Source organism: Citrobacter sp. Cpo030 (assembly GCF_030333005.1).
Taxonomy (GTDB): domain Bacteria; phylum Pseudomonadota; class Gammaproteobacteria; order Enterobacterales; family Enterobacteriaceae; genus Citrobacter; species Citrobacter portucalensis.
Map to the genome: position 1 here is coordinate 66,953 of NZ_JAOWGT010000056.1, position 23,048 is coordinate 90,000.

Below are 23,048 nucleotides of genomic sequence, written 5' to 3' on the forward strand. Positions count from 1 at the left end.
GATGACAACACAGGTACGTAAAAACGTCATGGATATGTTTATTGATGGCGCACGGCGCGGGTTTACCATTGCAACAACCAGTCTGTTGCCTAACGTGGTGATGGCGTTTGTGATTATTCAGGCGCTGAAGGTGACAGGGCTGCTCGAGGTTGTCGGGCGGGTATGCGAGCCGGTAATGGCGCTGTGGGGGCTGCCGGGGGAATCTGCCACTGTGCTGCTGGCAGCGGTGATGAGTATGGGAGGCGGCGTCGGCGTGTGCGCCAGCCTGGTTGTCGCCGGTACGCTTTCGGGACATGATGCCACGGTGTTGTTACCGGCTATCTACCTGATGGGAAATCCGGTGCAAAATGTGGGCCGTTGTCTGGGGACCGCGGGGGTTCATCCTCGTTATTACCCGCTAATTATTGCGGTATGCGTCATTAATGCGCTGCTCTCTATTTGGGTTATGCAGGTTATTGCCTGACAAGGAAGGTTATGAACTGTTCAATTCTTGATTTGACGTTGTTCCAGCAGGGACACGTGTATGCGCCGGAAGATTTAGAGCGACAGGATATACTGGTCTCCGGCAGCAAAATTGTTGCCATCGCCCCGTCAATTTCTCCTGAAGACTTTCCCGGTTGCGAGTGTATCAATCTTGACGGCGCGATTGTATGCCCAGGATTTATCGATCAACACGTCCATCTTATTGGCGGCGGTGGGGAGGCGGGGCCGCATACCCGCACCCCGGAAGTGCGCTTGTCACGGCTGGTTGAAGCTGGCGTCACGTCGGTGGTGGGTTTGCTGGGTACCGATGGCATTACCCGTCACCCGGAATCGCTGCTGGCAAAAACCCGCGCGCTGGAGTTTGAAGGCATCAGCGCATGGATGCTGACCGGGGCGTATTCTCTGCCTTCCCCGACGATCACCGGCAGTATCGATCGCGATGTGGCGCTGATTGATAAAGTTATTGGTGTGAAATGTGCGGTTTCGGACCATCGTTCCTCAGCCCCGGATACCTCGGCGCTGGCAAATATGGCGGCGCAGTCGCGTGTCGGCGGATTGTTAGGGCGCAAACCGGGGATCAGCGTTTTCCATATGGGCGACAGCCCGCGCATGCTGGAACCGTTGTACCAGATCCTCGACTGCTGCGATGTGCCGATTACTAAACTGTTGCCGACACACGTTAACCGTGCGGAACCGTTGTTCCAGGCGGCGCTGGAGTATGCCCGTAAAGGCGGTTATATCGACATTACCAGCAGCATTGATGAGCCCGTCGACCCGGCCACGGCTATCGCCACGGCGCTGCGCCAGAACGTGCCGCTGTCGCGCATTACCCTTAGCTCGGATGGCAACGGCAGCCAGCCGGAATTTGATGAGCTTGGCAATCTCACCGGCATCGGTGTCGCGGGGTTTGAATCACTGGCTGAGACGGTGCGCCAGTTGGTGACGGTTCATGCCATACCGCTGGAACAGGCGCTGTGTCCGCTGACGCGTACGGTCGCAGAATTTTTGGCACTGGAGCATAAAGGGCGTCTGGCGGTGGGATGCGATGCGGACATTCTGGTGCTCAACGACGCGCTGGAAGTTCATCACCTGTGGGCGAAGGGAAAAGCCGTGGTGAAAGAGCAGAAAGCGTGCGTGAAAGGGACGTTTGAGTAACCGGGCGGTCATCTGCCGGATGGCGACGCTAACGTCTTATCCGGCATACGTGCGTGCATTTGTAGGCCGGATAAGGCGTTCACACCGCCATCCGGCATTTCACGGTCAGGCGTTCTCTTTCAGCCAGTTCATTACCACGTCGTGGTGGTTGCTGGTTTTGAAGTCATCAAACACATGCTCAATTTTCCCTTCGGCATCAATCAGGAAGCTGATGCGGTGGATGCCATCGTAGGTTTTGCCCATAAATGACTTCTCACCCCAGACGCCGAACTGCTCGCAAACCTGATGATCTTCATCGGACAGGAGCGTGAAATTCAGGACTTCTTTCTCCGCGAATCGGGAAAGCTTCTCTGGTTTGTCAGTGCTGATCCCCAGCACTTCAACACCCGCTTTTTTTAACTCATCCATGTTATCGCGCAGGCCGCAGGCCTGTACGGTACAGCCGGGTGTCATGGCTTTCGGGTAAAAATAAACCAGAACACGCTGTCCCTGGAAGTCGGTTAAATTTACTTGTTCTCCGTCTTGATCCGGCAAGCTAAATTTCGGTGCGATATCACCGGCTTTCAGTGGGTTCATTACTTAACTCCATCCTGTTCATCATGCTGTGAGTAATTGACGACGTTAATACTGCCTTGCGCATTGAGTTCTGTACAGAGTGCTTTAAACGCATCTTCAATATTTGCCGAATCATGTGACGCAGGACTATGTGCGGTAATTTGAATAAACAACTGCGCCGCCTTTCCATTCTCAGCCGGTTGCGTGCGTGAAACCAGTTCCGCAATATTCATTTGGTGGCTGTCAAACAGAGCGGTGAAGCGTTCAATCAAATGGGGAGAATCAGGGACATCGACCTGCACCCATACCGTAGCAGGCATTGCCGGACGGGGGCGCGCGGTCGTGCGCTTCATCACAATGAGTAAATCCAGCTCTGCGCCTTTTAATGGCAGGGTTGATTCAATCAGGGTGATGGCATTCCAGGTTCCCGACAGCAACATGATAAACGTGAACTCATCACCCAGCATGGCCAGTCGGCTGTCTTCGATATTACAGCCGCAACTGCTGACATGACGCGTGATGGTGTTCACAATTCCTGGGCGATCGGCACCCAGCGCAGTAATGACCAGATAGTGTTGCGATGACGATGTCAAACCTGTTCTTCCTTTGAGCGGTGAGGTAATCATAAGGAAAGCATAAAAAAAACATGCATACAACAATCAGAACGGCTCTGGTCGCTTGCTTTTATTGTCGTACCAAACGTACCATTGAGACACTTGTTTGCACAGAGGATGGCCCATGTTCACGGGAAGTATTGTCGCGCTTGTTACGCCGATGGATGAGAAAGGTAAAGTCTGCCGGTCGAGCCTGAAAAAACTGATTGATTATCATGTCGCCAGCGGCACCTCGGCGATCGTTTCTGTTGGCACCACCGGTGAGTCCGCCACCCTGAGTCATGATGAACATGGCGATGTGGTGATGATGACGCTGGAACTGGCTGACGGGCGTATTCCGGTGATTGCCGGAACCGGCGCCAATGCGACCGCGGAAGCCATTAGTCTGACGCAGCGTTTCAACGACAGCGGTGTTGTCGGCTGCCTGACGGTGACGCCTTACTACAACCGCCCAACCCAGGAAGGTTTGTTCCAGCATTTCAAAGCCATCGCTGAGCATACTGACCTGCCGCAAATTCTGTATAATGTGCCGTCCCGTACTGGCTGCGATATGCTGCCGGAAACCGTTGGTCGTCTGGCGAAAGTTAAAAATATTATCGCTATTAAAGAGGCCACGGGGAACTTAAGTCGCGTTCACCAGATCAAAGAGCTGGTTTCGGACGACTTTATTCTGCTCAGCGGTGATGACGCGACCGGACTGGATTTTATGCAGCTCGGTGGTCATGGCGTGATTTCCGTAACGTCTAACGTTGCGGCACGTGATATGGCTGAAATGTGCAAACTGGCGGCAGCCGGGCAATTTGCCGAGGCGCGGGTGATTAACCAGCGTCTGATGCCGTTACACAACAAACTATTTGTCGAACCCAATCCTATTCCCGTGAAATGGGCGTGTAAGGAGTTGGGACTTGTGGCGACCGATACGCTACGTCTGCCGATGACGCCAATCACGGACAATGCTCGTGAAATCGTCAAAGCGGCGCTTAAGCATGCCGGTTTGCTGTAAAGTTTAGGGAGATTTGATGGCTTACTCAGTACAAAAGTCGCGCCTGGCCAAGGTTGCGGGTGTTTCGCTTGTTATGTTGCTCGCGGCCTGTAGCTCTGACTCGCGCTATAAGCGCCAGGTGAGCGGTGATGAATCCTATCTGGAGGCCGCACCGCTTGCTGAGCTTCATGCTCCAGCTGGGATGATTTTGCCGGTTATGTCGGGCGACTATAATATCCCGGTAACCAACGGCAGTGGTGCCGTGGGTAAAGCGCTGGATATTCGTCCACCGGCTCAGCCGTTAGCATTAGTCACCGGTGCTCGCACACAGATCGCGGGTGATACGTCGACATTACTGGTGGAAAACGGTCGTGGCAACACACTGTGGCCGCAGGTCGTTAGCGTCATTCAGTCTAAAAACTACACGATCACCAAACGTGATGATGCCAGCCAGACGTTGACCACCGACTGGGTTGACTGGAACCGTCTGGATGAAGACGAGCAGTACCGTGGACGTTATCAAATCTCGGTTAAACCGCAGGGCTATCAGCAAGCGGTAACGGTGAAACTGGTTAACCTCGAGCAGGCGGGTAAACCCGTAGCCGATGCGGCATCAATGCAGCGCTACAGCGCTGAGATGATGAACGTTATCTCTGCTGGTCTGGATAAGAACGCCACCGACGCCGCGAATGCCGCGCAGAACCGCTCTGCAGCCACCATGGATGTTCAGAGCGCCGCCGATGACACCGGTTTACCAATGCTGGTGGTACGCGGGCCGTTCAACGTGGTGTGGCAGCGTCTGCCGGCAGCGCTTGAGAAAGTGGGGATGAAGGTAACCGACAGCACCCGTTCTCAGGGCAGCATCGCGGTGACCTACAAACCACTGTCCGATAGCAACTGGCAGGAGTTGGGTGCAAGCGACCCGGGTCTGGTATCCGGCGACTATAAACTGCAGGTCGGTGATTTAGACAACCGCAGTAGCTTGCAGTTTATCGATCCGAAGGGGCATACCCTGACGCAAAGCCAGAACGACGCGCTGGTCGCCGTCTTCCAGGCAGCGTTCAGTAAGTAAAAATAAAGGGCTGGATAACTCCAGCCCTTTTTTTCTGATATGATACGCAAACGTGTGCGTCGGCAGAAAAACGCAATATTTATCGTTAATTCACACCCAGGAGTAATAAAGATGCAAAAGCAAGCTGAGTTGTATCGTGGTAAAGCGAAGACCGTATACAGCACGGAAAACCCGGACCTGTTGGTGCTCGAATTCCGCAATGATACGTCAGCAGGGGATGGCGCGCGCATTGAACAGTTTGACCGTAAAGGCATGGTGAACAACAAATTCAACCATTTCATTATGACTAAACTGCAAGAAGCGGGTATTCCTACCCAGATGGAGCGACTGCTTTCTGATACCGAATGTCTGGTGAAAAAACTGGAGATGGTACCGGTTGAATGTGTGGTACGTAACCGCGCGGCAGGCTCTCTGGTTAAGCGTTTAGGCGTTGAGGAAGGTATTGAACTGAATCCGCCGCTGTTTGATCTGTTCCTGAAAAACGATGCTATGCACGATCCAATGATTAACGATTCCTATTGCGAAACTTTTGGTTGGGTGAGCAAAGAGAATCTGGCACGTATGAAAGAGCTGACCTACAAAGCTAACGACGTGCTGAAAAAGATGTTTGATGATGCTGGTCTGATTCTGGTCGACTTCAAACTTGAGTTTGGTTTGTATAAAGGTGAAGTGGTCCTGGGTGATGAATTCTCACCGGACGGTAGCCGCCTGTGGGACAAAGAAACGCTGGATAAAATGGACAAAGATCGCTTCCGCCAGAGTCTGGGCGGCCTGATCGAAGCCTATGAAGCCGTCGCGCATCGCCTGGGTGTGAAGTTAGACTAATCTTCCCCTGAGCCGGCGATCGCTCTCCGGCTCATTAACCCCACCTGATTTGATTACTATTTCTTATGGTAATCCTGTTCCGAACCGCCTACGATCATCATCATAATGAATAAAAAGTTGAGGTGATTATGCGCTGGCAAGGGCGTCGTGAAAGTGACAACGTGGAAGACAGACGAAACAGCTCTGGCGGCCCCTCTATGGGTGGGCCTGGTTTTCGTCTGCCCAGTGGTAAAGGAGGCATCATCCTGCTGATTGTGGTGCTGGTGGCGGGTTACTATGGCGTGGATCTCACCGGGCTAATGACTGGCCAGCCGGTCTCCCAACAGCAATCATCACGCTCCATCAGCCCAAACGATGATGAAGCGGCAAAATTTACCTCGGTGATTCTGGCTACAACAGAAGATACCTGGGGACAGCAGTTTGAAAAAATGGGTCGCACCTACCAACAGCCGAAGCTGGTGATGTACCGGGGCGCGACGCGTACCGGCTGCGGCGCGGGTCAGTCCGTGATGGGGCCATTTTATTGCCCGGCAGATGGTACGGTTTACATCGACCTTTCATTCTATGACGACATGAAAAACAAGCTGGGCGCTGATGGTGATTTTGCTCAGGGCTATGTTATCGCCCATGAAGTGGGTCACCACGTGCAGAAACTGCTGGGTATTGAACCTAAAGTTCGTCAGATGCAGCAGAATGCCTCACAGGCAGAAGTGAACCGTCTTTCCGTTCGAATGGAACTGCAGGCAGACTGCTTTGCCGGTGTCTGGGGCCACAGCATGCAGCAGCAGGGCGTACTGGAGTCTGGTGACCTGGAAGAGGCACTGAACGCCGCACAGGCCATTGGTGACGATCGTCTGCAACAGCAGGGACAAGGACGCGTCGTGCCGGACAGCTTTACTCACGGAACCTCTGAACAGCGTTTTACCTGGTTCAAACGCGGTTTTGACAGCGGCGATCCGGGGCAATGTAATACTTTTGGTAAAGGTATTTAAGATACTGAGGCAGGGATGTCCGATAACACGGCGCTGAGCGCGTTAACCGAACAAATGACCCACGATGGGATCCGTCGTCTGCTGATTATCAGCGGCGAGGATAACTGGTGTCAGGAACAGGCATTAGCGCTACGCAGCACGTTACCCGGCGACTGGCTGTGGGTAGGGGAGCAAGCCCCTACCGAGCCGTGCTGTACGCCGCAGGCGCTAAAAACATTATTAGGGCGCGAGTTTCGTCATGCGGTTTTTGACGCCAGGCAAGGTTTTGACGCTGCGGCGTTTGCCGCCTTAAGCGGCACACTGCTTGCTGGCAGTTGGCTGGTATTGCTGACCCCACCCTGGCATTCCTGGCACACGCATCCGGACGCGGATTCACTACGCTGGAGCGATTGTGCTGAACCTATCCCTACACCGCACTTTATTGAACACGTCAAACGGGTGATTTCCCGCGATAGACAGGCTCTGCACTGGCAACAGCATCAGCATCAGCCGGTTGCCTGTCCGCATTTTCCTGCTCGCGCAGCCTGGCACGCGGCAACCGGCGAACCCCAGCCAGAACAGGCGATGATATTAAATCATTTGCTGGCTATGCCTCCCGGTGTGGTTGCGGTGACGGCCGCACGGGGTCGGGGCAAGTCCGCTCTGGCAGGGCAACTCATAGCGCGGATTAACGGCACTGCGATTGTGACAGCGCCTGCCAAAGCGGCAACCGATGTGCTGGCGCAATTTGCCGGAGAGCGTTACCGTTTTATGGCCCCGGATGCGCTGTTAAGCAGTTCTGCAATCGCAGACTGGCTGATTGTGGATGAAGCCGCCGCGATCCCCGCGCCGCTGCTGCACCAACTGGTGGCGCGTTTTCCTCGTACGCTGTTAACCACTACAGTACAAGGCTACGAGGGAACGGGGAGAGGCTTCTTGCTGAAATTCTGTGCCCGCTTCCCCAATCTTCAACGCTATGAGTTGCAGCAACCGGTACGCTGGGCGCAGGGATGTCCGCTGGAGCAAATCGTCAGCGATGCGCTGGTGTTTGATGATGAAACGTTCACGCATGCCCCATTGGGAGAGCTTCACTTCTCGGCATTTGAGCAACAGTGCTGGCATGCTAATCCGGCGCTGCCGTTAGCGGTATACCTGCTGCTTTCTGGAGCGCATTATCGCACCTCGCCATTGGACCTGCGGCGGATGATGGACGCGCCTGGTCAGCATTTTCTTCAGGCATCAACCGCTGACTCAGTGGCGGGGGCTGTCTGGTTGGTCGATGAAGGGGGACTATCCGCGGAATTAAGCCAGGCCGTCTGGGCCGGATATCGTCGACCGAGAGGGAATCTGGTTGCGCAGTCGCTGGCGGCGCACGGTGGTGACCCGTTGGCGGCGACGCTCGTCGGGAGACGGGTCAGTCGAATTGCGGTTCATCCTGCGCGCCAAAGAGAAGGTATTGGGCAACAGCTGATTATGCTGGCCCACCGCTATTCCACATCGTGTGACTATCTGTCGGTCAGTTTTGGGTATACGGCTGAACTATGGCGTTTCTGGCAGCGCTGCGGTTTTGTGCTGGTGCGAATGGGAAATCATCGGGAAGCCAGCAGCGGCTGTTATACCGCCATGGCGTTACTTCCCATTAGCGAAGCGGGGAAACGCCTTGCCGAGCGGGAGCACCAGCATTTGCGTCGTGATGCGGAAATCCTTGCGCGATGGAACGGTGAGAACATTCCGCTGGTCCCTCTGAAAGAAGCTACGCTTAATGAGGATGACTGGGCTGAGCTGGCTGGGTTTGCCTTCGCGCATCGGCCATTATTGACGTCGCTAGGCTGTCTGAGTCGTCTGCTTGAGCACAGTGAGTTACCTCTTCCGGCATTACGCGGACGCATACAGGCTAAACGTAGCGACGCCGAATTGTGCCAACAGCTCAAGATTTCTGGTCGTAAAGCGTTGCTGGTCATTCAGCGCGCCGAAGCGGCGCAGGCATTAAATCAGCTGGATGCAGAGCGTGAACAGCGGCTACATAATCGCATTATGCAATGGCAATTTTTTCACTAACTTCTTCAATTTCCTGGCATGGTCATTGCGGTTAAGCGGCGTAGAATGAATCTCATCAGTTAAGGAGATCGCCATGAAACATGACCATTTTGTTGTTCAAAGTCCCGATAAACCCGCTCAACAGCTACTGCTGCTGTTTCATGGCGTCGGCGATAACCCGGTTGCCATGGGTGAAATTGGCTCCTGGTTTGCGCCGCTGTTTCCGGATGCGCTAATCGTTAGCATTGGCGGGGCAGAGCCTTACGGTACGACGTCCGGACGTCAGTGGTTTTCGGTGCAGGGCGTAACTGAAGAGAATCGTCAGGAACGTGTTGACGCCATTATGCCGGTATTTATCGAAACCGTGCGCTACTGGCAGAAGCACAGCGGCGTTTCGCCGCAGGCAACCGCGCTGATTGGCTTTTCTCAGGGGGCGATTATGTCACTTGAGAGCATCAAAGCTGAGCCGGGGCTGGCATCGCGGGTCATCGCCTTCAATGGCCGCTATGCCACCTTGCCAGAGGCTGCAACCACCGCGACGACGGTGCATTTGATTCACGGTGGTGAAGACCGGGTAATTGAGTTATCTCATGCCGTTGCCGCGCAGGAAGCGTTAATGCGCGCTGGTGGAGACGTGACGCTGGATATCGTCGAAAATCTGGGGCACGCCATTGATGAACGCAGCATGCAGTTTGCGCTCGATCATCTGCGTTTTACCGTACCGAAGCACTACTTTGATGAAGCGCTGAGCGGCGGTAAGCCTCACGATGATGATGTGATTGCCATGATCTGATTGATCACCGTAGGCCGGATAAAACGCGAAGCGTTGCCATCCGGCACGTAACGCCCGGTGGCGCTAACGCTTACCGGGCCTACGGGACTTATCTGCCTATTAATTATTTCTTCGGTTGGTCCTTATTCGGCCAATCGTCGTCGTCATCCCATTTATCGTTAAAGTCACGATGCGGGGGAAGCTCCGGCTTGTTGGCAAGAAATTTCTTGTGATCGACGCGCTTGAGATCTTTAATCACGTTCAGCAGCACGCCTACCAGAAACACCAACACCAGAATCCACCAATATTTTGCCAGCCAGTCCATGCTCATTTCCTCTTACAGGAACACTCATCAGGCGACGAGTTGCTCCATGATACGTTGATACATACGGGCAAGCAGCTGCAGGTCGGCGGCATTAACACATTCATTAATTTTATGAATAGTGGCGTTGACCGGCCCAAGTTCTACTACCTGCGCCCCCATGCGGGCAATAAAACGCCCGTCGGACGTCCCGCCTGTAGTCAGTAACTGCGGTTTAATCTCATTATAGTGCTCAATGGCGTTCACCACTGCATCCACCAGTTTACCGCGTTCGGTCAGGAACGGCTGACCGGAAAGCCACCAGTCGACGGTATAACGCAGCTGATGTTTTTCCAGCAGCGCGTGAACCCGTGCTTTAATCATCTCATCGGTCAGCTCAGTGCTGAAACGGAAGTTGAACTGGATAAACAGTTCTCCAGGGATAACGTTGTTGCTGCCGGTTCCGGCCTGGATATTGGCAATCTGCATGCTGGTTGCCGGGAAGAATTCGTTACCTTGATCCCACTCAATCCCCACCAGTTCATTGAGCATGGGGGCCGCGCGGTGTACCGGGTTATCGGCCAGATGCGGATAGGCCACGTGGCCCTGCACGCCGTGAATGGTCAGGTTGCAGGTCAGTGAACCACGACGTCCATTTTTCACCACGTCGCCAACGATCTCCGTGCTGGACGGCTCACCCACCAGACAATAATCCAGTCGTTCATTACGCGCCATCAGCGCTTCAACCACCTTCACGGTGCCGTTTTTAGCGCTGGCTTCTTCGTCAGACGTTATCAAAAACGCCAGACGACCCTGATGGTTTGGATGCTGGGCGACAAAACGTTCTGCGGCCACGACCATCGCCGCCAGTGAACCCTTCATATCGGCAGCGCCACGCCCGAACAACATGCCATCGCGAATGGTCGGCTCGAACGGCGGGTTAATCCAACGATCGACATCGCCGACAGGCACTACGTCAGTGTGACCGGCAAATGCCAGGGTCTCACCTTTACCGCGCCATGCCCAAAAATTCTGTGTGTCACCAAAGTCCATTCGCTCAACGGTAAAACCTACCGCGCGCAGGCGTTCAATCATTAACGCCTGGCACCCGGCATCATCCGGGCTCAGGGAAGGACGGCGAATAAGCTGCTGTGTCAGCTCAATGACCGGGCACGACATAGACTACACCTCATTAAAAAACAGAGTATAACTGGATTCACTGAAACCAAGCAGCATAGGCTTACCCGGCGCGCAGAGCAATGGGCGTTTGATAATTGCTGGCATTTCAATCATCAACGCGGCGGCGGAAGCAGCATCGGTGATTTGACTGCGCGTGGATTCATCGAGTTTACGCCAGGTGGTTCCACGCGTATTGAGCAGCGCCTCCCAACCTAATTCGCTGATAAAGGACTGTAATAGCGTGTTGTCCAGACCGTCGACGCGATAATCATGAAATCGGTAGTCAATACCTTGAGCCTCCAACCAGCGTCTGGCTTTTTTAATCGTGTCGCAATTCTTAATGCCGTAGAGGGTGAACATTTGAATCCTTATTGACGTAATTTGAATATTTATTCTTTTATTCTGTGGCAATGAATAATACATATTGTCATTCAATCGTTATAGAAAAATATAACATTGTTGAACAACAGTGAATAATGATTCCTGAAAGCTCCAAAAAATACCGTATAACTAAAAATCAGAATCTGCCTGTTTGCATCAGCCTGTTTTTCCATCAGAATTGCAAAAGTAGTAGATGATGTATGAATATTTCAAAATAATGCAGTAAGTCACATAAAATTTATGGGTATAGCGCATAGTGATCACATAAACCCCAAACACTGGAGGAATCAATCGCAACCATCGGTTAAATTGCCTTCTTTTAATGATGATGATTTCGTAGAATGCCCATAATAATAAGAGAGGTTGTTATGATTGAACGTGAACTGGGGAACTGGAAAGACTTTATCGAAGTGATGCTTCGTAAATAATTTTCTGGAAGAAATTCATATCCTGTAAAGGATAAAAAAAGGCGACTCAACGTAAGTCGCCTTTTTTGTGTCCGATTATTCTGGGCGTGGCTTCAATGGGAAGCGTCTGCGCACCAGCACAAAGAACAGGGGAACGAAGTAAATCGCCAGGATTGTGGCTGAAATCATCCCACCCATTACGCCCGTCCCCACCGCATGTTGACCGCCAGAACCAGCGCCACTGCTGATGGTCATCGGCAGCACCCCGAAGATAAACGCCAGTGAGGTCATCAGGATTGGGCGTAAACGTTGGCGACAAGCATGGAGCGTGGCGTCGAGCAGATCGTGTCCTTTCTCGTTCATCTCATTGGCGAATTCAACAATCAATATTGCGTTCTTCGCCGATAGCCCGATAACGGTAAGTAACCCGACCTGGAAATAAACATCGTTTTCCAGGCCGCGCATCCAGGTCGCCAGTAGCGCGCCAATAACCCCCAACGGCACGACCAGCATGACGGAGAAGGGTACCGACCAGCTTTCATACAGGGCCGCCAGACACAGGAATACCACCAGCAGAGAAATGGCGTACAGGGCGGGGGCCTGAGAACCCGACAGCCGTTCCTGATAGGACATCGCCGTCCATTCGAGGCCGAACCCGGTCGGCAACTGGCGCACCAACGATTCCATTATGTCCATTGCCGTACCGGTACTGACGCCCGGCGCGGCTTCGCCGACAATCTCGACCGCGGAGTAGCCGTTATAGCGCTCCAGACGTGGTGAACCGGTTTCCCAGCGTGAAGTCGCAAAGGCCGAGAAAGGCACCATGCCACCGTTGTTATTGCGTACGTACCACAGGTTGATGTCGTCCGGGAGCATGCGATATTTTGCTGCCGCCTGCACGTAAACCTTCTTCACACGGCCCCGGTCCATAAAGTCATTGACGTAGCTGGAACCCCAGGCCGTTTGCAATGTGTCGTTGATGTCGTCGATGGAAACGCCCAGCGCCTGGGCTTTGCGCTGATCGATATCAATTTGCAACTGCGGGCTGTCGTCCAGACCGTTATGACGAACGCGGGTCAGGGAGGTGTCTTTCCCGGCCAGCTCAATGAGTTTGTCGCGCGCGGCCATTAACGCATCATGGCCCGCACCGGCGTGATCCTGCAGCTCCATATCGAAACCGGCAGAGCTTCCGAGGCCGCTGATAGCCGGAGGGCTGCTGGCGAAGACGCGGGCTTCTTTAATCTTATTAAAGGCTTTGGTCGCACGTTCGATGATGGCGAAAGAGGTTCCGGTAGTGGTGTCGCGCTCACCCCAGTCTTTTAAGCGGACAAACATACGCGCCACGTTTTGACCGTTCCCGCCAGGGCCAGAACCGACCGTGGAAAAGACTGACATAATGTTGTCTTTCTCATGGGTGAAGTAATACTTCTCCACTTCCTCAACCACTTTCAATGTTTGCTGCTGCGTGGAGCCGCTGGGCAACTGTACCGAGGTGGTAAACATGCCGCGGTCTTCCAGCGGCAGGAAGGAGGTTGGCAGGCGCAGGAACAGGAAAACCATCCCGCCGAGCAGCAGGCCGTAGATCAGTATCCAGCGCAGACTGCGGTGCAGAATTCTGGCAACGCCTTTTTCGTAGCGCTCGGCGTTGCGATTAAACATCCGGTTAAACCAGCCGAAGAAACCGGTTTGTCCGTGATGCTCGCCCTTATGCAGCGGTTTGAGCAGGGTGGCGCACAGAGCGGGGGTCAGGATCATCGCCACCAGAACAGACAGCACCATAGCGGAGACGATAGTAATCGAGAACTGACGGTAAATAGCCCCGGTAGTGCCGCCGAAGAAGGCCATCGGGATAAACACCGCTGACAGCACCATGGCGATACCGACCAGCGCACCCTGGATTTGCCCCATCGATTTCCGTGTCGCTTCCCGCGGAGAGAGTCCTTCCTCACTCATAATACGCTCGACGTTTTCCACTACCACAATGGCGTCATCGACCAGCAGGCCGATCGCCAGCACCATCGCAAACATCGTCAAGGTATTAACGCTATAGCCAAAGGCGTAAAGCACGGAGAAGGTACCCATCAGGACGACGGGAACGGCGATGGTGGGAATCAGCGTGGCGCGGAAGTTTTGCAGGAACAGGTACATCACGAGGAATACCAGCGCGATCGCTTCCAGCAGGGTTTTTACCACGTCGATGATTGAGGCTTTGACAAAGGAGGTGGTTTCATATGCCACCTTATATTCCAGCCCGTGTGGAAAATATTGCGACAGCTCGTTCAGACGGTTGATAACCAGCTCCGCCGTCGCCATTTCATTGGCACCTGAAGCCAGCTTCACCCCCAGACCAGAGGCGGGATTGCCGTTAAAGCGGCTGAGATAGTCATATTTCTCTGCGCCCATTTCGACCGTCGCCACATCGCCCAGTTTAACTTCTGAGCCATCCTGGTTGACGCGTAGCGTAATGGCGCGGAATTCATCCGGAGTCTGCAGCAGCGACTGGGCGTTGATCGTCGCGTTCAGCGCCTGCTTGTCCACCGAAGGCGTGCCGCCGAGTTGTCCGACGGCAATCTGCGCATTCTGTGACTCGATAGCGTCGGTCACATCTTTAGCAGTCATCTGGAAACTGTTCAGTTTGGCCGGGTCAAGCCAGATCCGCATGGAGTACTGTGAGCCGTAAGCGTCAATATCTCCCACGCCGTTAATACGGCTAAGCGGATCCTGAATGTTACTGGCGACATAGTCGGCGATGTCCTGCTTATCCATTGAGCCATCGGTGGAGACAAAGGCGATAGTCAGAATATTGGTGTCCCCGGTCTTACGCACCGTGACCCCCTGATCCTGTACCGCCTGCGGCAGTTTACGCATTGCCGATTGCAGCTGGTTTTGCACCTGCTGGACGGCCTCGTCAGGATCGGTTCCGGCAACGAAGCTCAACGTAACCGTCGCCTGACCTGTCCCGCTGCTCTGCGATGACATGTACATCAGGTTATCGAGACCGGTCATGTTCTGCTCGATAACCTGGGTGACGGTGTTTTCCAGAGTCTGAGCCGAAGCGCCGGGATAGTTGGCGGTGACCCGCACGTTTGGCGGTGCCAGATCGGGATATTGCTCAACGGGCAGTGAAAAAATAGCCAGGGCTCCTGTCAGGCACAACAGGATAGCTAACACCCAGGCAAAAATGGGGCGATCGATGAAAAAATTCGCCATTAAAAGAGGACCTCGTGTTTCTGCGTATCGTTATGGGTATGGCTTGCTTCACTTTAGCGGCAAGGTACGGGTCAAACGTGGAGAAAAAAAGAAGATAATGTAAATTATCATGCCCGTTTACAGCATACCTTTCGTGCCAACGCCGTCAGGCCTGGATCCAGACTCGACGGCGCTTTGCGGTTCTTTACGTTAGCTCACTGTCTGATTCAGCCGAACGGAAACTGATGCTCACCAACGTTCCCCCTCCGGAAGGTTGAGAGAAGGTCAACGTGCCGCTCAGTCTTTCCGCCCGTTCACGCATAATATTTAGTCCATAGTGCCCTGTAGGCTCATGCGGCTCGCCAATGCCGATGCCGTTATCGCGGATATAAACCGTGTGGTTGCCGTCCGGAGCCGTTACGCAGCTGACGGCAATTTCGCTCGCACTCGCATGTTTAATGGCGTTCAGCACCGCTTCACGAATGATCTGCAACAGATGCACCTGCATTTGAGCATCCAACGCTAGCGTGGGTAACCGACAGTCGAGTGTGAGTTTAGCTGAGGTTTGATTTTGCAGCGTTTCCAACATTTCATGCAGGGCGGAGGGTAAGTCTGCCTGCTGTAAGGTCAGACGGAAGGTGGTGAGCAGTTCTCGTAGCTGACGGTAGGCATCGTTCAGCGCCTGGGAGAAATCCGCCATAATGCTTTGGGCCGGGGCGTTATCTTTCGGAATTGAACGCTTAAGCAGCGTGAGCTGAATACGTAAATAAGAGAGCACCTGCGCCAGTGAGTCGTGCAGTTCGCGTGCAATCGTCGCTCGCTCCTCCATTAACAACAGCTGCTGAAAATGTTTTTGTGCCTGGTTGAAGTACAACCCACGTCCCAGCATCGAGGAGACGCTGTTGAGCAGCGGAGTAGAAGCACTGACGTTTGGACTTTGCCAGTGCAGTTCGCCGTAGACGGTTTCCTGCATGGTGACAGGCAGGATCTGCATCGGCAGCTCGGGGCTTTTAGTCCCTTCGCTAATCCGCCAGTTATCACCGACGGTGAGTTCAAGGAAATACGCGGCGTCATGTTCGCGGACGATCTGTAAAATATGGCGGAAGCAGTGCACGTCAATCTGGCTGGTATTTAACGCCTGGGAGCACTGATACAACACCTCCAGACGGCGATTGGCTTCGTGGAGATCGTGAGTTTTCTCGGCCACAGACGCTTCCAGCGAACGATACAGCTTGTGTAATTCACTCGACATCTGGCTAAACGTTTTGCCCAGCAATCCCAGTTCATTGGGCAAACCGGTATCCAGCGGTGGGATATCAAACTGACCGTGTTCAATTTGCTGACTGGCCATCACCAGTTTATTCAGCGGACGCACCACCTGCTGGCGAATGCGCCGCAGGGTAAAGAAGACGAGGGTGAATATGCCTATCCCGCCCGCCAGCGAGATGCCAAATACCAGCATCACTTTGCGTTCGGCATAATGCTGCAACGCCAGCACGAAGAGATCGATTTGATCGACGTAGTTGTTGATGTTGGCCTGGTACCATTTCAAATCGCCGTCGATCAGGCGGGCGTTCATTTCCAGCCAGTTAGCATGCAGTCGTCCATAGCGGCTTTTTACCGCTTGTGGCACATACCACGCGTTCAGATTCTGTAGTGCTGGCGAGTTTAGCGCCTGCTGGAAAAGCTGGCGGTGGGCGTTAAGCTGCGGGCTCTGGCTTTGTAGATCGTAACCCAGACGGTAGCTTTGCATGCGCAACGAGCCAGCAACGTTGATGGCTTCGGCATCTCGCAAGCTGCTGGTCAGCGTGAGCAGCGCAATACCCGTTGAGAGAATTGACAGCAGCACTATGTAGAAAAAAGCTTTAGCCAGACTGGCCGAGACCGGACGCTTTACCGTCACTTGTGCATCCTCACACAATACACGTCGCGCCTGAAAACAGCGTGAACGATGCGGTGTATTTGATAAATGTTAATAAAACGCCATGAAACTGGATGGTAACTGAAACACAATTTCATATGCGATGAAATAAATTGATCTGCCACAGGTTCTGGATAAATAGTTGTGCTTCCTGGGCAAATGAACATTGCCGCTTCCTTCCGTGTCGGTTAATAACACTCTTATAAAGAATAAGGTTTTTGCAACCAAAAAAGAAGGAAGCCATGAATCGTTTTATTATGGTCAATAGCCAGCAGTGCCTGGGATGCCATGCCTGTGAGGTCGCCTGCGTCATGGCTCACAATGGCGAACAGCATGTCCTGGACCAACGGCATTTTCAGCCCCGAATTACCGTCATTAAGCATCAGCAGCAGCGCAGCGCGGTGACCTGTCACCACTGCGAAGATGCACCCTGCGCCAGAAGTTGCCCAAACGGGGCAATTAGCCATGATAACGACAGCATTCAGGTGAACCCGCAAAAGTGCATTGGCTGTAAATCGTGCGTCGTTGCCTGTCCTTTCGGCACGATGCAGATCGTACTCACTCCCGTCGCCAAAGGGAAGGTGAAAGCTACCGCGCACAAATGCGATCTGTGCCAGGGGCGTGAACAGGGACCCGCCTGCGTAGAGAACTGTCCGGCGCAGGCGTTACAGCTGGTGACGGAAAATTCGCTTACCGGTCTGTCAAAAGCGCGCAGGCTACGTGCCGCAAGTCTGGAAAGCCAGCCATGGCATGCCAGCACTACCGATTTTGTTCCACATGTCATCACTAAACGTGAGCAAATGCAGGCGACGCCTGCGCGTGGGGAGCCGGATAAACTGGCGATTGAAGCCCGGAAAACCAGCTTTGAAGAGATCTATCTGCCGTTTCGTACGGCACAGGCGGAGCGCGAAGCCTCTCGCTGCCTGAAATGCGGCGACCACAGTATCTGCGAATGGACCTGTCCACTGCATAACCACATTCCGCAGTGGATTGAACTGGTCAAAGCCGGGAATATCGACGCGGCGGTTGAGCTTTCTCACCAGACCAACTGCCTGCCGGAGGTGACCGGACGCGTTTGCCCGCAGGATCGACTCTGCGAAGGGGCATGCACGGTGCGTAGCGAGCATGGCGCAGTCACCATCGGTAATATTGAGCGTTACATCTCCGATCGGGCGCTGAGTAAAGGATGGCGACCGGACTTAAGCCATGTGCAGAAAGTGGACAAGCGTGTTGCCATCATCGGTGCGGGTCCGGCGGGTCTGGCCTGTGCGGATGTGCTGGCGCGCAGCGGCGTCAGCACCACCGTTTACGATCGCCATCCTGAAATTGGCGGTTTGCTGACGTTCGGTATTCCGGCCTTCAAGCTGGACAAATCGCTGCTGGCGCGTCGCCGTGAAATCTTCAGCGCCATGGGTATTCATTTTGAACTTAACTGTGAAGTGGGTAAGGATGTCGCGCTTGAAAAGCTGCTGGAGGATTACGATGCCGTGTTCGTGGGCGTAGGAACCTATCGTTCCATGAAGGCGGACCTGCCAAATGAAGATGCGCCTGGCGTGTATGATGCGCTGCCGTTCCTGATTGCCAACACCAAGCAGGTGATGGGGCTGGAGGAACTGCCTGAAGAACCGTTTATCGATACCGCCGGACTAAACGTGGTTGTGCTGGGCGGAGGCGATACGGCAATGGACTGTGTGCGAACCGCCCTGCGTCATGGCGCAAGCCAGGTGACCTGCGCCTATCGTCGTGATGAAGCCAACATGCCCGGCTCAAAAAAAGAGGTGAAGAACGCCCGGGAAGAGGGGGCAAGCTTCGAGTTTAACGTCCAGCCGGTTGAGCTGGTGCTGCATGCCGATGGGCGAGTCAGCGGCGTGCGTTTCTTACGAACCCAACTTGGCGAACCTGATGCGCAGGGCCGTCGTCGCCCGGTTCCCATCGCCGGGAGTGAGTTTGTTATGCCCGCAGATGCGGTGATCATGGCGTTTGGATTTCACCCACACGGCATGCCGTGGCTGGAGTCGCATGGCGTTAAGGTCGATAACTGGGGGCGCATTGCCGCCGATGTTGAAAGCGTATACCGTTATCAAACCAGTAACCCGAAAATCTTTGCCGGTGGTGACGCGGTACGCGGTGCAGACCTGGTGGTGACGGCTATGGCGGAAGGGCGGCACGCCGCCCAGGGGATCGTCGACTGGCTGGGCGTAAAATCAGTCAAATCTCATTAATCGGCGAGCAGGCCGGATAAAATGCGTTAGCGTTGCCATCCGGCAATGTGCCGCATGAATGCCTGATGGCGCTTTGCTTATCAGGCCTACATTGTTCCAAGACAAACCCGGTTTCACAGCGTAGTATTATTTCTCACTTCTTGCTGTGGAGCCGGTATGTCGCAAAAAATTACCCTCATCAAAGATAAAGTCCTTTCCGATAACTACTTCGTCCTGCGCAATATCACTTATGACCTGACCCGTAAGAATGGAGAGGTGATCCGTCACAAACGTGAGGTTTACGATCGTGGCAACGGCGCCACAATCCTGCTGTATAACCCGGAGAAGAAAACGGTGGTGCTCATCCGCCAGTTTCGCGTTGCGACATGGGTCAACGGTAACGAAGACGGTCAACTGATTGAAACCTGCGCCGGGCTGCTGGATAACGACGAACCGGAAGCATGTATTCGAAAAGAGGCGATTGAAGAGACCGGCTTTGAAGTGGGTGAAGTACGTAAACTGTTTGAGCTATACATGTCGCCGGGCGGTGTGACGGAAATAATCCACTTCTTCATCGCACAATACAGTGACAGCCAGCGTGCAAACGCGGGTGGCGGCGTGGAAGATGAAGATATTGAAGTTCTGGAACTGCCGTTCACACAGGCGCTGGAAATGATCAAAACAGGTGAGATCCGTGACGGTAAAACGGTGCTATTACTGAACTATTTGCAGTCATCGCATCTCATGGACTGATGCGCGGGATTTATATTTCTTTACAAATTTACGGCCAATCCGACGATTCTTATTGAGCCACATCAGTCGCGCAAGGAAGATACCGCTTAGGCTGTGTGTTTTGACTTCGGGGTTGTACCGTCCATGCGCTATCGCGTTATTCTCCTTTTCCTGCTCGGGTTGCTACCCGCCCGATTGCTGTGGGCTGCGCCCGCGCAACAGGCGTTTTCTGACTGGCAGGTAACGTGTAATAACCAAAATTTTTGCGTGGCGCGTAATACCGGAGAGCACCACGGCCTGGTCATGACCTTGAGCCGCAGCGCCGGGGCACATACCGATGCCGTGTTGCGTATTGAGCTGGGCGGGCTGGAATCGTCCAGCGTCAAAGAGAGCGATATTGCGCCGCGTCTGCTGTTGGATGGTGCGCCACTCTCGCTGAGCGGCGAGCACTGGCGCATAACTCCCTGGCAGCTGACGACCGATGATCCCACCACCATCAGCGCATTTTTACAAACCGTACAGGACGCGAAGGCGATTACCCTGCAAAAAGGTGCGCAAAACCTTTCGCTGGTCGGGCTAAAAGCCGCGTTGTTGTTTATCGACGCCCAGCAAAAACGGGTGGGGAGCGAAACCGCATGGATTGAAAAAGGTGACGAGCCTCCGCTCAGCGTACCTCCGGCCCCCGCGCTGAAAGGTGTAGCGGTCATTAATCCAACGCCAACGCCTCTCACACAGCAGGAGCGCAGTGAACTGCTGGACTATGGTAACTGGCGAATCAACGGTATTCGCTGCTCTATCGATCCGCTGCGTCGCGAGATGCGCGTCACGGCCCTAACGGATGATAAAGCGCTGCTTATGATTAGTTGTGAGGCCGGGGCGTATAACACTATCGATCTGGCGTGGGTGGTTTCACGTACTACTCCGTTGACTTCACGCGCGGTACGTTTAAGCCTGCCTTTTAAAACGGAGGCGGAAAGTCGCGATATGGAGCTGACCAACGCGACGTTTGACGAGAAGTCGCGGGAGCTGGTTACCCTCGCTAAAGGACGAGGGTTGGCAGATTGCGGTATCCAGACCCGCTGGCGCTACGACGGGCAACGTTTTCGCCTGGTGCGCTATGCCCAGGAGCCAAGTTGTGATAACTGGCATGGGCCAGATGCCTGGCCCACGCTGTGGATCACGCGTTAAGCACCTTGTGCGCTTTGTCGACGATGTTATCCACCGTAAAGCCAAAGAACGGGAACAGCTTGTCCGCCGGAGCCGACTCTCCATAACCCGTCATCCCAACAATTGCCCCTTTCAGCCCGACATATTTGTACCAGTAGTCAGCAATCCCTGCTTCTACCGCCACGCGCGCGCTGACGTTTGCCGGCAGGACCGATTCCCGGTACGCCTCATCCTGGGCGTCGAAGATATCGGTTGAGGGCAGAGAAACTACCCGCACGTTACGACCTTCGCCGGTCAGTTTTTCCGCCGCCAGCAGCGTGATTTCCATTTCTGAACCGGTAGCAATCAAAATAATATCCGGCTTACCGCCGCCGTCCTTCAGCACATAGCCGCCGCGGGCAATTTGCTGTACCTGCTCAGGCGTGCGCTCAACTTGCGCCAGATTCTGCCGTGAGAGGATCAGCGCGGTTGGCCCGTCGTGACGTTCGACTGCCAGCTTCCAGCCTACCGCCGCCTCAACCTGATCGCATGGTCGCCAGGTGCTGAAATTAGGCGTTAGACGCAGGCTGGCGAGCTGTTCAACGGCCTGGTGCGTGGGACCATCTTCCCCAAGACCAATCGAGTCGTGGGTATAAACCATGATTTGTCGGGCTTTCATCAGCGCCGCCATACGCGCGGCATTACGGGCATATTCGACAAACATCAGGAACGTAGCGGTGTACGGTACGAAGCCCCCGTGATGGGCGATACCGTTGGCAATCGCCGTCATGCCAAATTCCCGCACGCCGTAGTGAATGTAGTTTCCTGCATGATCCTCTTTAAGAGAGGAGGTGCCTTTCCAGATGGTCAGGTTGCTGGGGGCCAAATCCGCCGATCCGCCAAGCAGCTCAGGCAGTATAGGCCCGTAGGCGTTAAGGGTATTTTGCGAGGCCTTACGGGTGGCGATTTTGGCCGGATTAGCCTGCAGCTCGGTAATATATTTCTGTGTTGTTGCCTCCCACTCCTTCGGCAGTCCACCGCTCATCCGGCGAGTAAACTCTGCCGCCAGTTCCGGGTAGGCTTGTTGGTAAGCTGCGAATTTCTCCTTCCAGCCCTGTTGCGCTTTTTCGCCTTTCTCGCGTGCGTCCCACGCCCGGTAAATCTCTTTGGGGATCTCAAAAGCAGGATGATGCCACCCCAGTCTCTGCCGGGTCAGCGCCACCTCTTCTTCGCCCAGCGCAGCTCCGTGCGCTTCCTCTTTTCCGGCTTTATTTGGTGAGCCAAAACCAATCACCGTGCGGCAGATAATCAGCGACGGTTTATCGGTAACAGCCTGCGCTTCCTGAATGGCTTTTTTCACCGCCTCAGGGTCATGACCGTCAATCTCGTGCACCACATGCCAGTGATAAGCCTCAAAGCGTTTTGCAGTATCGTCGGTAAACCAGCCGTCGGTTTCGCCATCAATCGAGATGCCGTTGTGATCGTAGAAGCCGATGAGTTTGCCAAGCCCCAACGTGCCCGCCAGCGAACAAGCCTCGTGTGAAATACCCTCCATCAGACAGCCGTCGCCCATAAAGACCCAGGTAAAGTGGTCAACAATCTCATGGTCTGGCTGGTTAAACTGCGCTGCCAGCGTTCGCTCGGCAATGGCCATGCCGACGGCGTTGGCTAACCCCTGGCCCAGCGGTCCGGTGGTGGTTTCCACGCCCGGTGTGTAGCCAATTTCCGGGTGACCTGGCGTTTTCGAATGGAGCTGACGGAAGTTCTTTAATTCTTCGATCGGCAGGTCGTAACCGGAAAGATGCAACAGGCTGTAAAGCAGCATTGAGGCGTGGCCGTTGGACAGAATAAACCGGTCACGATCGTACCAGGTGGGATCGGCCGGGTTATGGCGTAGAAAATCGTTCCACAGCACTTCGGCGATATCGGCCATCCCCATTGGTGCTCCAGGGTGGCCGGAGTTTGCTTTTTGGACGGCATCCATACTTAGCGCACGAATGGCATTGGCAAGCTCTTTACGGGTCATAGGAAATACTCCTTGAAAAGTAAAGTGTTAGATGCGTGTTGTGATTCACACTTTTGGGAAAATTGCGGGCGTTGTCAGCAAAAAGCATAGCAGACAAGC

The 23,048-nt window shown here is 54.1% G+C and carries 20 protein-coding genes; 12 read left to right on the forward strand and 8 right to left on the reverse strand.

Annotated features, from left to right (window positions below; translation table 11 throughout):
* Position 1: 1 nt before the first annotated feature.
* Positions 2-463 carry a YjiG family protein gene (locus OGY37_RS09885; RefSeq protein WP_003835099.1) on the forward strand — a complete coding sequence of 154 codons (462 nt, stop codon included), beginning with the start codon at positions 2-4 and terminating at the stop codon, positions 461-463.
* Positions 464-474: 11 nt separating this feature from the next.
* The gene (gene iadA, locus OGY37_RS09890; protein WP_286620699.1) at positions 475-1,638 is read left to right on the forward strand and encodes a beta-aspartyl-peptidase; all 1,164 of its coding nucleotides are present in this window, start codon (positions 475-477) and stop codon (positions 1,636-1,638) included.
* 105 nt (positions 1,639-1,743) lie between these two features.
* On the opposite strand, the gene bcp is transcribed toward iadA, so the two are convergent.
* Together bcp and OGY37_RS09900 are read right to left on the reverse strand one after the other, a co-directional pair.
* Complete coding sequence (gene bcp, locus OGY37_RS09895; protein ID WP_003835095.1) at positions 1,744-2,214, reverse strand: thioredoxin-dependent thiol peroxidase; 471 nt, start codon at positions 2,212-2,214, stop codon at positions 1,744-1,746.
* A complete protein-coding gene (locus OGY37_RS09900; RefSeq protein WP_003037954.1) occupies positions 2,214-2,786 on the reverse strand; it encodes a glycine cleavage system transcriptional repressor in 573 nt (190 codons plus the stop codon). The genes bcp and OGY37_RS09900 overlap by 1 nt, the downstream gene beginning before the upstream one ends.
* A 145-nt stretch (positions 2,787-2,931) precedes the next feature.
* Here OGY37_RS09900 and dapA point away from each other — a divergent pair, with 145 nt between their 5' ends.
* From dapA to ypfH, 6 genes are all read left to right on the forward strand, one after another.
* Positions 2,932-3,810, forward strand: coding sequence for a 4-hydroxy-tetrahydrodipicolinate synthase (gene dapA / locus OGY37_RS09905; RefSeq protein WP_003037957.1), 879 nt, complete (start codon positions 2,932-2,934; stop codon positions 3,808-3,810).
* 16 nt (positions 3,811-3,826) lie between these two features.
* Positions 3,827-4,861, forward strand: a complete 1,035-nt coding sequence (gene bamC / locus OGY37_RS09910) for an outer membrane protein assembly factor BamC (protein ID WP_003835088.1) — start codon at positions 3,827-3,829, stop codon at positions 4,859-4,861.
* A gap of 111 nt (positions 4,862-4,972) precedes the next feature.
* On the forward strand, positions 4,973-5,686 hold the full coding sequence (purC, locus tag OGY37_RS09915) for a phosphoribosylaminoimidazolesuccinocarboxamide synthase (protein ID WP_003835086.1): 714 nt from the start codon (positions 4,973-4,975) through the stop codon (positions 5,684-5,686).
* 128 nt (positions 5,687-5,814) lie between these two features.
* On the forward strand, positions 5,815-6,678 hold the full coding sequence (ypfJ, locus tag OGY37_RS09920; RefSeq protein WP_032944186.1) for a KPN_02809 family neutral zinc metallopeptidase: 864 nt from the start codon (positions 5,815-5,817) through the stop codon (positions 6,676-6,678).
* A gap of 15 nt (positions 6,679-6,693) precedes the next feature.
* Positions 6,694-8,715, forward strand: a complete 2,022-nt coding sequence (locus tag OGY37_RS09925) for a tRNA(Met) cytidine acetyltransferase TmcA (protein ID WP_286620701.1) — start codon at positions 6,694-6,696, stop codon at positions 8,713-8,715.
* Positions 8,716-8,788: 73 nt separating this feature from the next.
* Positions 8,789-9,487, forward strand: coding sequence for an esterase (gene ypfH / locus OGY37_RS09930; protein ID WP_286620703.1), 699 nt, complete (start codon positions 8,789-8,791; stop codon positions 9,485-9,487).
* A 103-nt stretch (positions 9,488-9,590) separates the two neighbouring features.
* On the opposite strand, the gene OGY37_RS09935 is transcribed toward ypfH, so the two are convergent.
* From OGY37_RS09935 to OGY37_RS09945, 3 genes are read right to left on the reverse strand one after another with little or no spacing between them, the layout of a single operon-like run.
* On the reverse strand, positions 9,591-9,791 hold the full coding sequence (locus OGY37_RS09935) for a YpfN family protein (protein WP_003835080.1): 201 nt from the start codon (positions 9,789-9,791) through the stop codon (positions 9,591-9,593).
* A gap of 27 nt (positions 9,792-9,818) precedes the next feature.
* Positions 9,819-10,946, reverse strand: a complete 1,128-nt coding sequence (dapE, locus tag OGY37_RS09940) for a succinyl-diaminopimelate desuccinylase (protein WP_148361663.1) — start codon at positions 10,944-10,946, stop codon at positions 9,819-9,821.
* A 3-nt stretch (positions 10,947-10,949) separates the two neighbouring features.
* A complete protein-coding gene (locus OGY37_RS09945) occupies positions 10,950-11,306 on the reverse strand; it encodes an ArsC family reductase (RefSeq protein ID WP_286545907.1) in 357 nt (118 codons plus the stop codon).
* Positions 11,307-11,695: 389 nt separating this feature from the next.
* On the opposite strand from OGY37_RS09945, the gene ypfM reads away from it, so the two are divergent.
* The gene (gene ypfM, locus OGY37_RS09950) at positions 11,696-11,755 is read left to right on the forward strand and encodes a protein YpfM (protein WP_001386977.1); all 60 of its coding nucleotides are present in this window, start codon (positions 11,696-11,698) and stop codon (positions 11,753-11,755) included.
* Positions 11,756-11,830: 75 nt separating this feature from the next.
* Here ypfM and acrD read toward each other — a convergent pair whose 3' ends face one another.
* Both acrD and narQ read right to left on the reverse strand, forming a co-directional pair.
* Positions 11,831-14,944 (reverse strand): multidrug efflux RND transporter permease AcrD, encoded by a 3,114-nt coding sequence (acrD, locus tag OGY37_RS09955; RefSeq protein WP_149384781.1) that lies wholly within the window; start codon positions 14,942-14,944, stop codon positions 11,831-11,833.
* A gap of 184 nt (positions 14,945-15,128) precedes the next feature.
* A complete protein-coding gene (gene narQ, locus OGY37_RS09960; protein WP_126317581.1) occupies positions 15,129-16,826 on the reverse strand; it encodes a nitrate/nitrite two-component system sensor histidine kinase NarQ in 1,698 nt (565 codons plus the stop codon).
* A 260-nt stretch (positions 16,827-17,086) separates the two neighbouring features.
* On the opposite strand from narQ, the gene aegA reads away from it, so the two are divergent.
* The 3 genes from aegA to OGY37_RS09975 all read left to right on the forward strand — a co-directional run bounded on the left by aegA (position 17,087) and on the right by OGY37_RS09975 (position 20,965).
* Positions 17,087-19,066 (forward strand): formate-dependent uric acid utilization protein AegA, encoded by a 1,980-nt coding sequence (gene aegA / locus OGY37_RS09965; RefSeq protein WP_286620706.1) that lies wholly within the window; start codon positions 17,087-17,089, stop codon positions 19,064-19,066.
* A 156-nt stretch (positions 19,067-19,222) separates the two neighbouring features.
* On the forward strand, positions 19,223-19,798 hold the full coding sequence (nudK, locus tag OGY37_RS09970; RefSeq protein WP_003835070.1) for a GDP-mannose pyrophosphatase NudK: 576 nt from the start codon (positions 19,223-19,225) through the stop codon (positions 19,796-19,798).
* 123 nt (positions 19,799-19,921) lie between these two features.
* Positions 19,922-20,965 carry a DUF1176 domain-containing protein gene (locus OGY37_RS09975; protein ID WP_286620708.1) on the forward strand — a complete coding sequence of 348 codons (1,044 nt, stop codon included), beginning with the start codon at positions 19,922-19,924 and terminating at the stop codon, positions 20,963-20,965.
* Here the strand turns inward: OGY37_RS09975 and tkt are convergent.
* The gene (gene tkt / locus OGY37_RS09980; protein ID WP_286620710.1) at positions 20,955-22,949 is read right to left on the reverse strand and encodes a transketolase; all 1,995 of its coding nucleotides are present in this window, start codon (positions 22,947-22,949) and stop codon (positions 20,955-20,957) included. The two genes, OGY37_RS09975 and tkt, sit on opposite strands and share 11 nt — an antisense overlap.
* Positions 22,950-23,048: the final 99 nt, after the last annotated feature.

Excerpts from the sequence above, each read along its gene's own strand:
- OGY37_RS09945 (WP_286545907.1), bottom strand. The coding sequence starts at position 11,306 with ATGTTCACCCTCTACGGCATTAAGAATTGCGACACGATTAAAAAAGCC.
- OGY37_RS09975 (WP_286620708.1), top strand. The coding sequence starts at position 19,922 with ATGCGCTATCGCGTTATTCTCCTTTTCCTGCTCGGGTTGCTACCCGCC.
- bamC (WP_003835088.1), top strand. The coding sequence starts at position 3,827 with ATGGCTTACTCAGTACAAAAGTCGCGCCTGGCCAAGGTTGCGGGTGTT.
- bcp (WP_003835095.1), bottom strand. The coding sequence starts at position 2,214 with ATGAACCCACTGAAAGCCGGTGATATCGCACCGAAATTTAGCTTGCCG.
- OGY37_RS09925 (WP_286620701.1), top strand. The coding sequence starts at position 6,694 with ATGTCCGATAACACGGCGCTGAGCGCGTTAACCGAACAAATGACCCAC.
- purC (WP_003835086.1), top strand. The coding sequence starts at position 4,973 with ATGCAAAAGCAAGCTGAGTTGTATCGTGGTAAAGCGAAGACCGTATAC.
- ypfJ (WP_032944186.1), top strand. The coding sequence starts at position 5,815 with ATGCGCTGGCAAGGGCGTCGTGAAAGTGACAACGTGGAAGACAGACGA.
- iadA (WP_286620699.1), top strand. The coding sequence starts at position 475 with ATGAACTGTTCAATTCTTGATTTGACGTTGTTCCAGCAGGGACACGTG.
- OGY37_RS09935 (WP_003835080.1), bottom strand. The coding sequence starts at position 9,791 with ATGGACTGGCTGGCAAAATATTGGTGGATTCTGGTGTTGGTGTTTCTG.
- OGY37_RS09885 (WP_003835099.1), top strand. The coding sequence starts at position 2 with ATGACAACACAGGTACGTAAAAACGTCATGGATATGTTTATTGATGGC.
- aegA (WP_286620706.1), top strand. The coding sequence starts at position 17,087 with ATGAATCGTTTTATTATGGTCAATAGCCAGCAGTGCCTGGGATGCCAT.
- dapA (WP_003037957.1), top strand. The coding sequence starts at position 2,932 with ATGTTCACGGGAAGTATTGTCGCGCTTGTTACGCCGATGGATGAGAAA.
- tkt (WP_286620710.1), bottom strand. The coding sequence starts at position 22,949 with ATGACCCGTAAAGAGCTTGCCAATGCCATTCGTGCGCTAAGTATGGAT.
- acrD (WP_149384781.1), bottom strand. The coding sequence starts at position 14,944 with ATGGCGAATTTTTTCATCGATCGCCCCATTTTTGCCTGGGTGTTAGCT.
- dapE (WP_148361663.1), bottom strand. The coding sequence starts at position 10,946 with ATGTCGTGCCCGGTCATTGAGCTGACACAGCAGCTTATTCGCCGTCCT.
- nudK (WP_003835070.1), top strand. The coding sequence starts at position 19,223 with ATGTCGCAAAAAATTACCCTCATCAAAGATAAAGTCCTTTCCGATAAC.
- ypfH (WP_286620703.1), top strand. The coding sequence starts at position 8,789 with ATGAAACATGACCATTTTGTTGTTCAAAGTCCCGATAAACCCGCTCAA.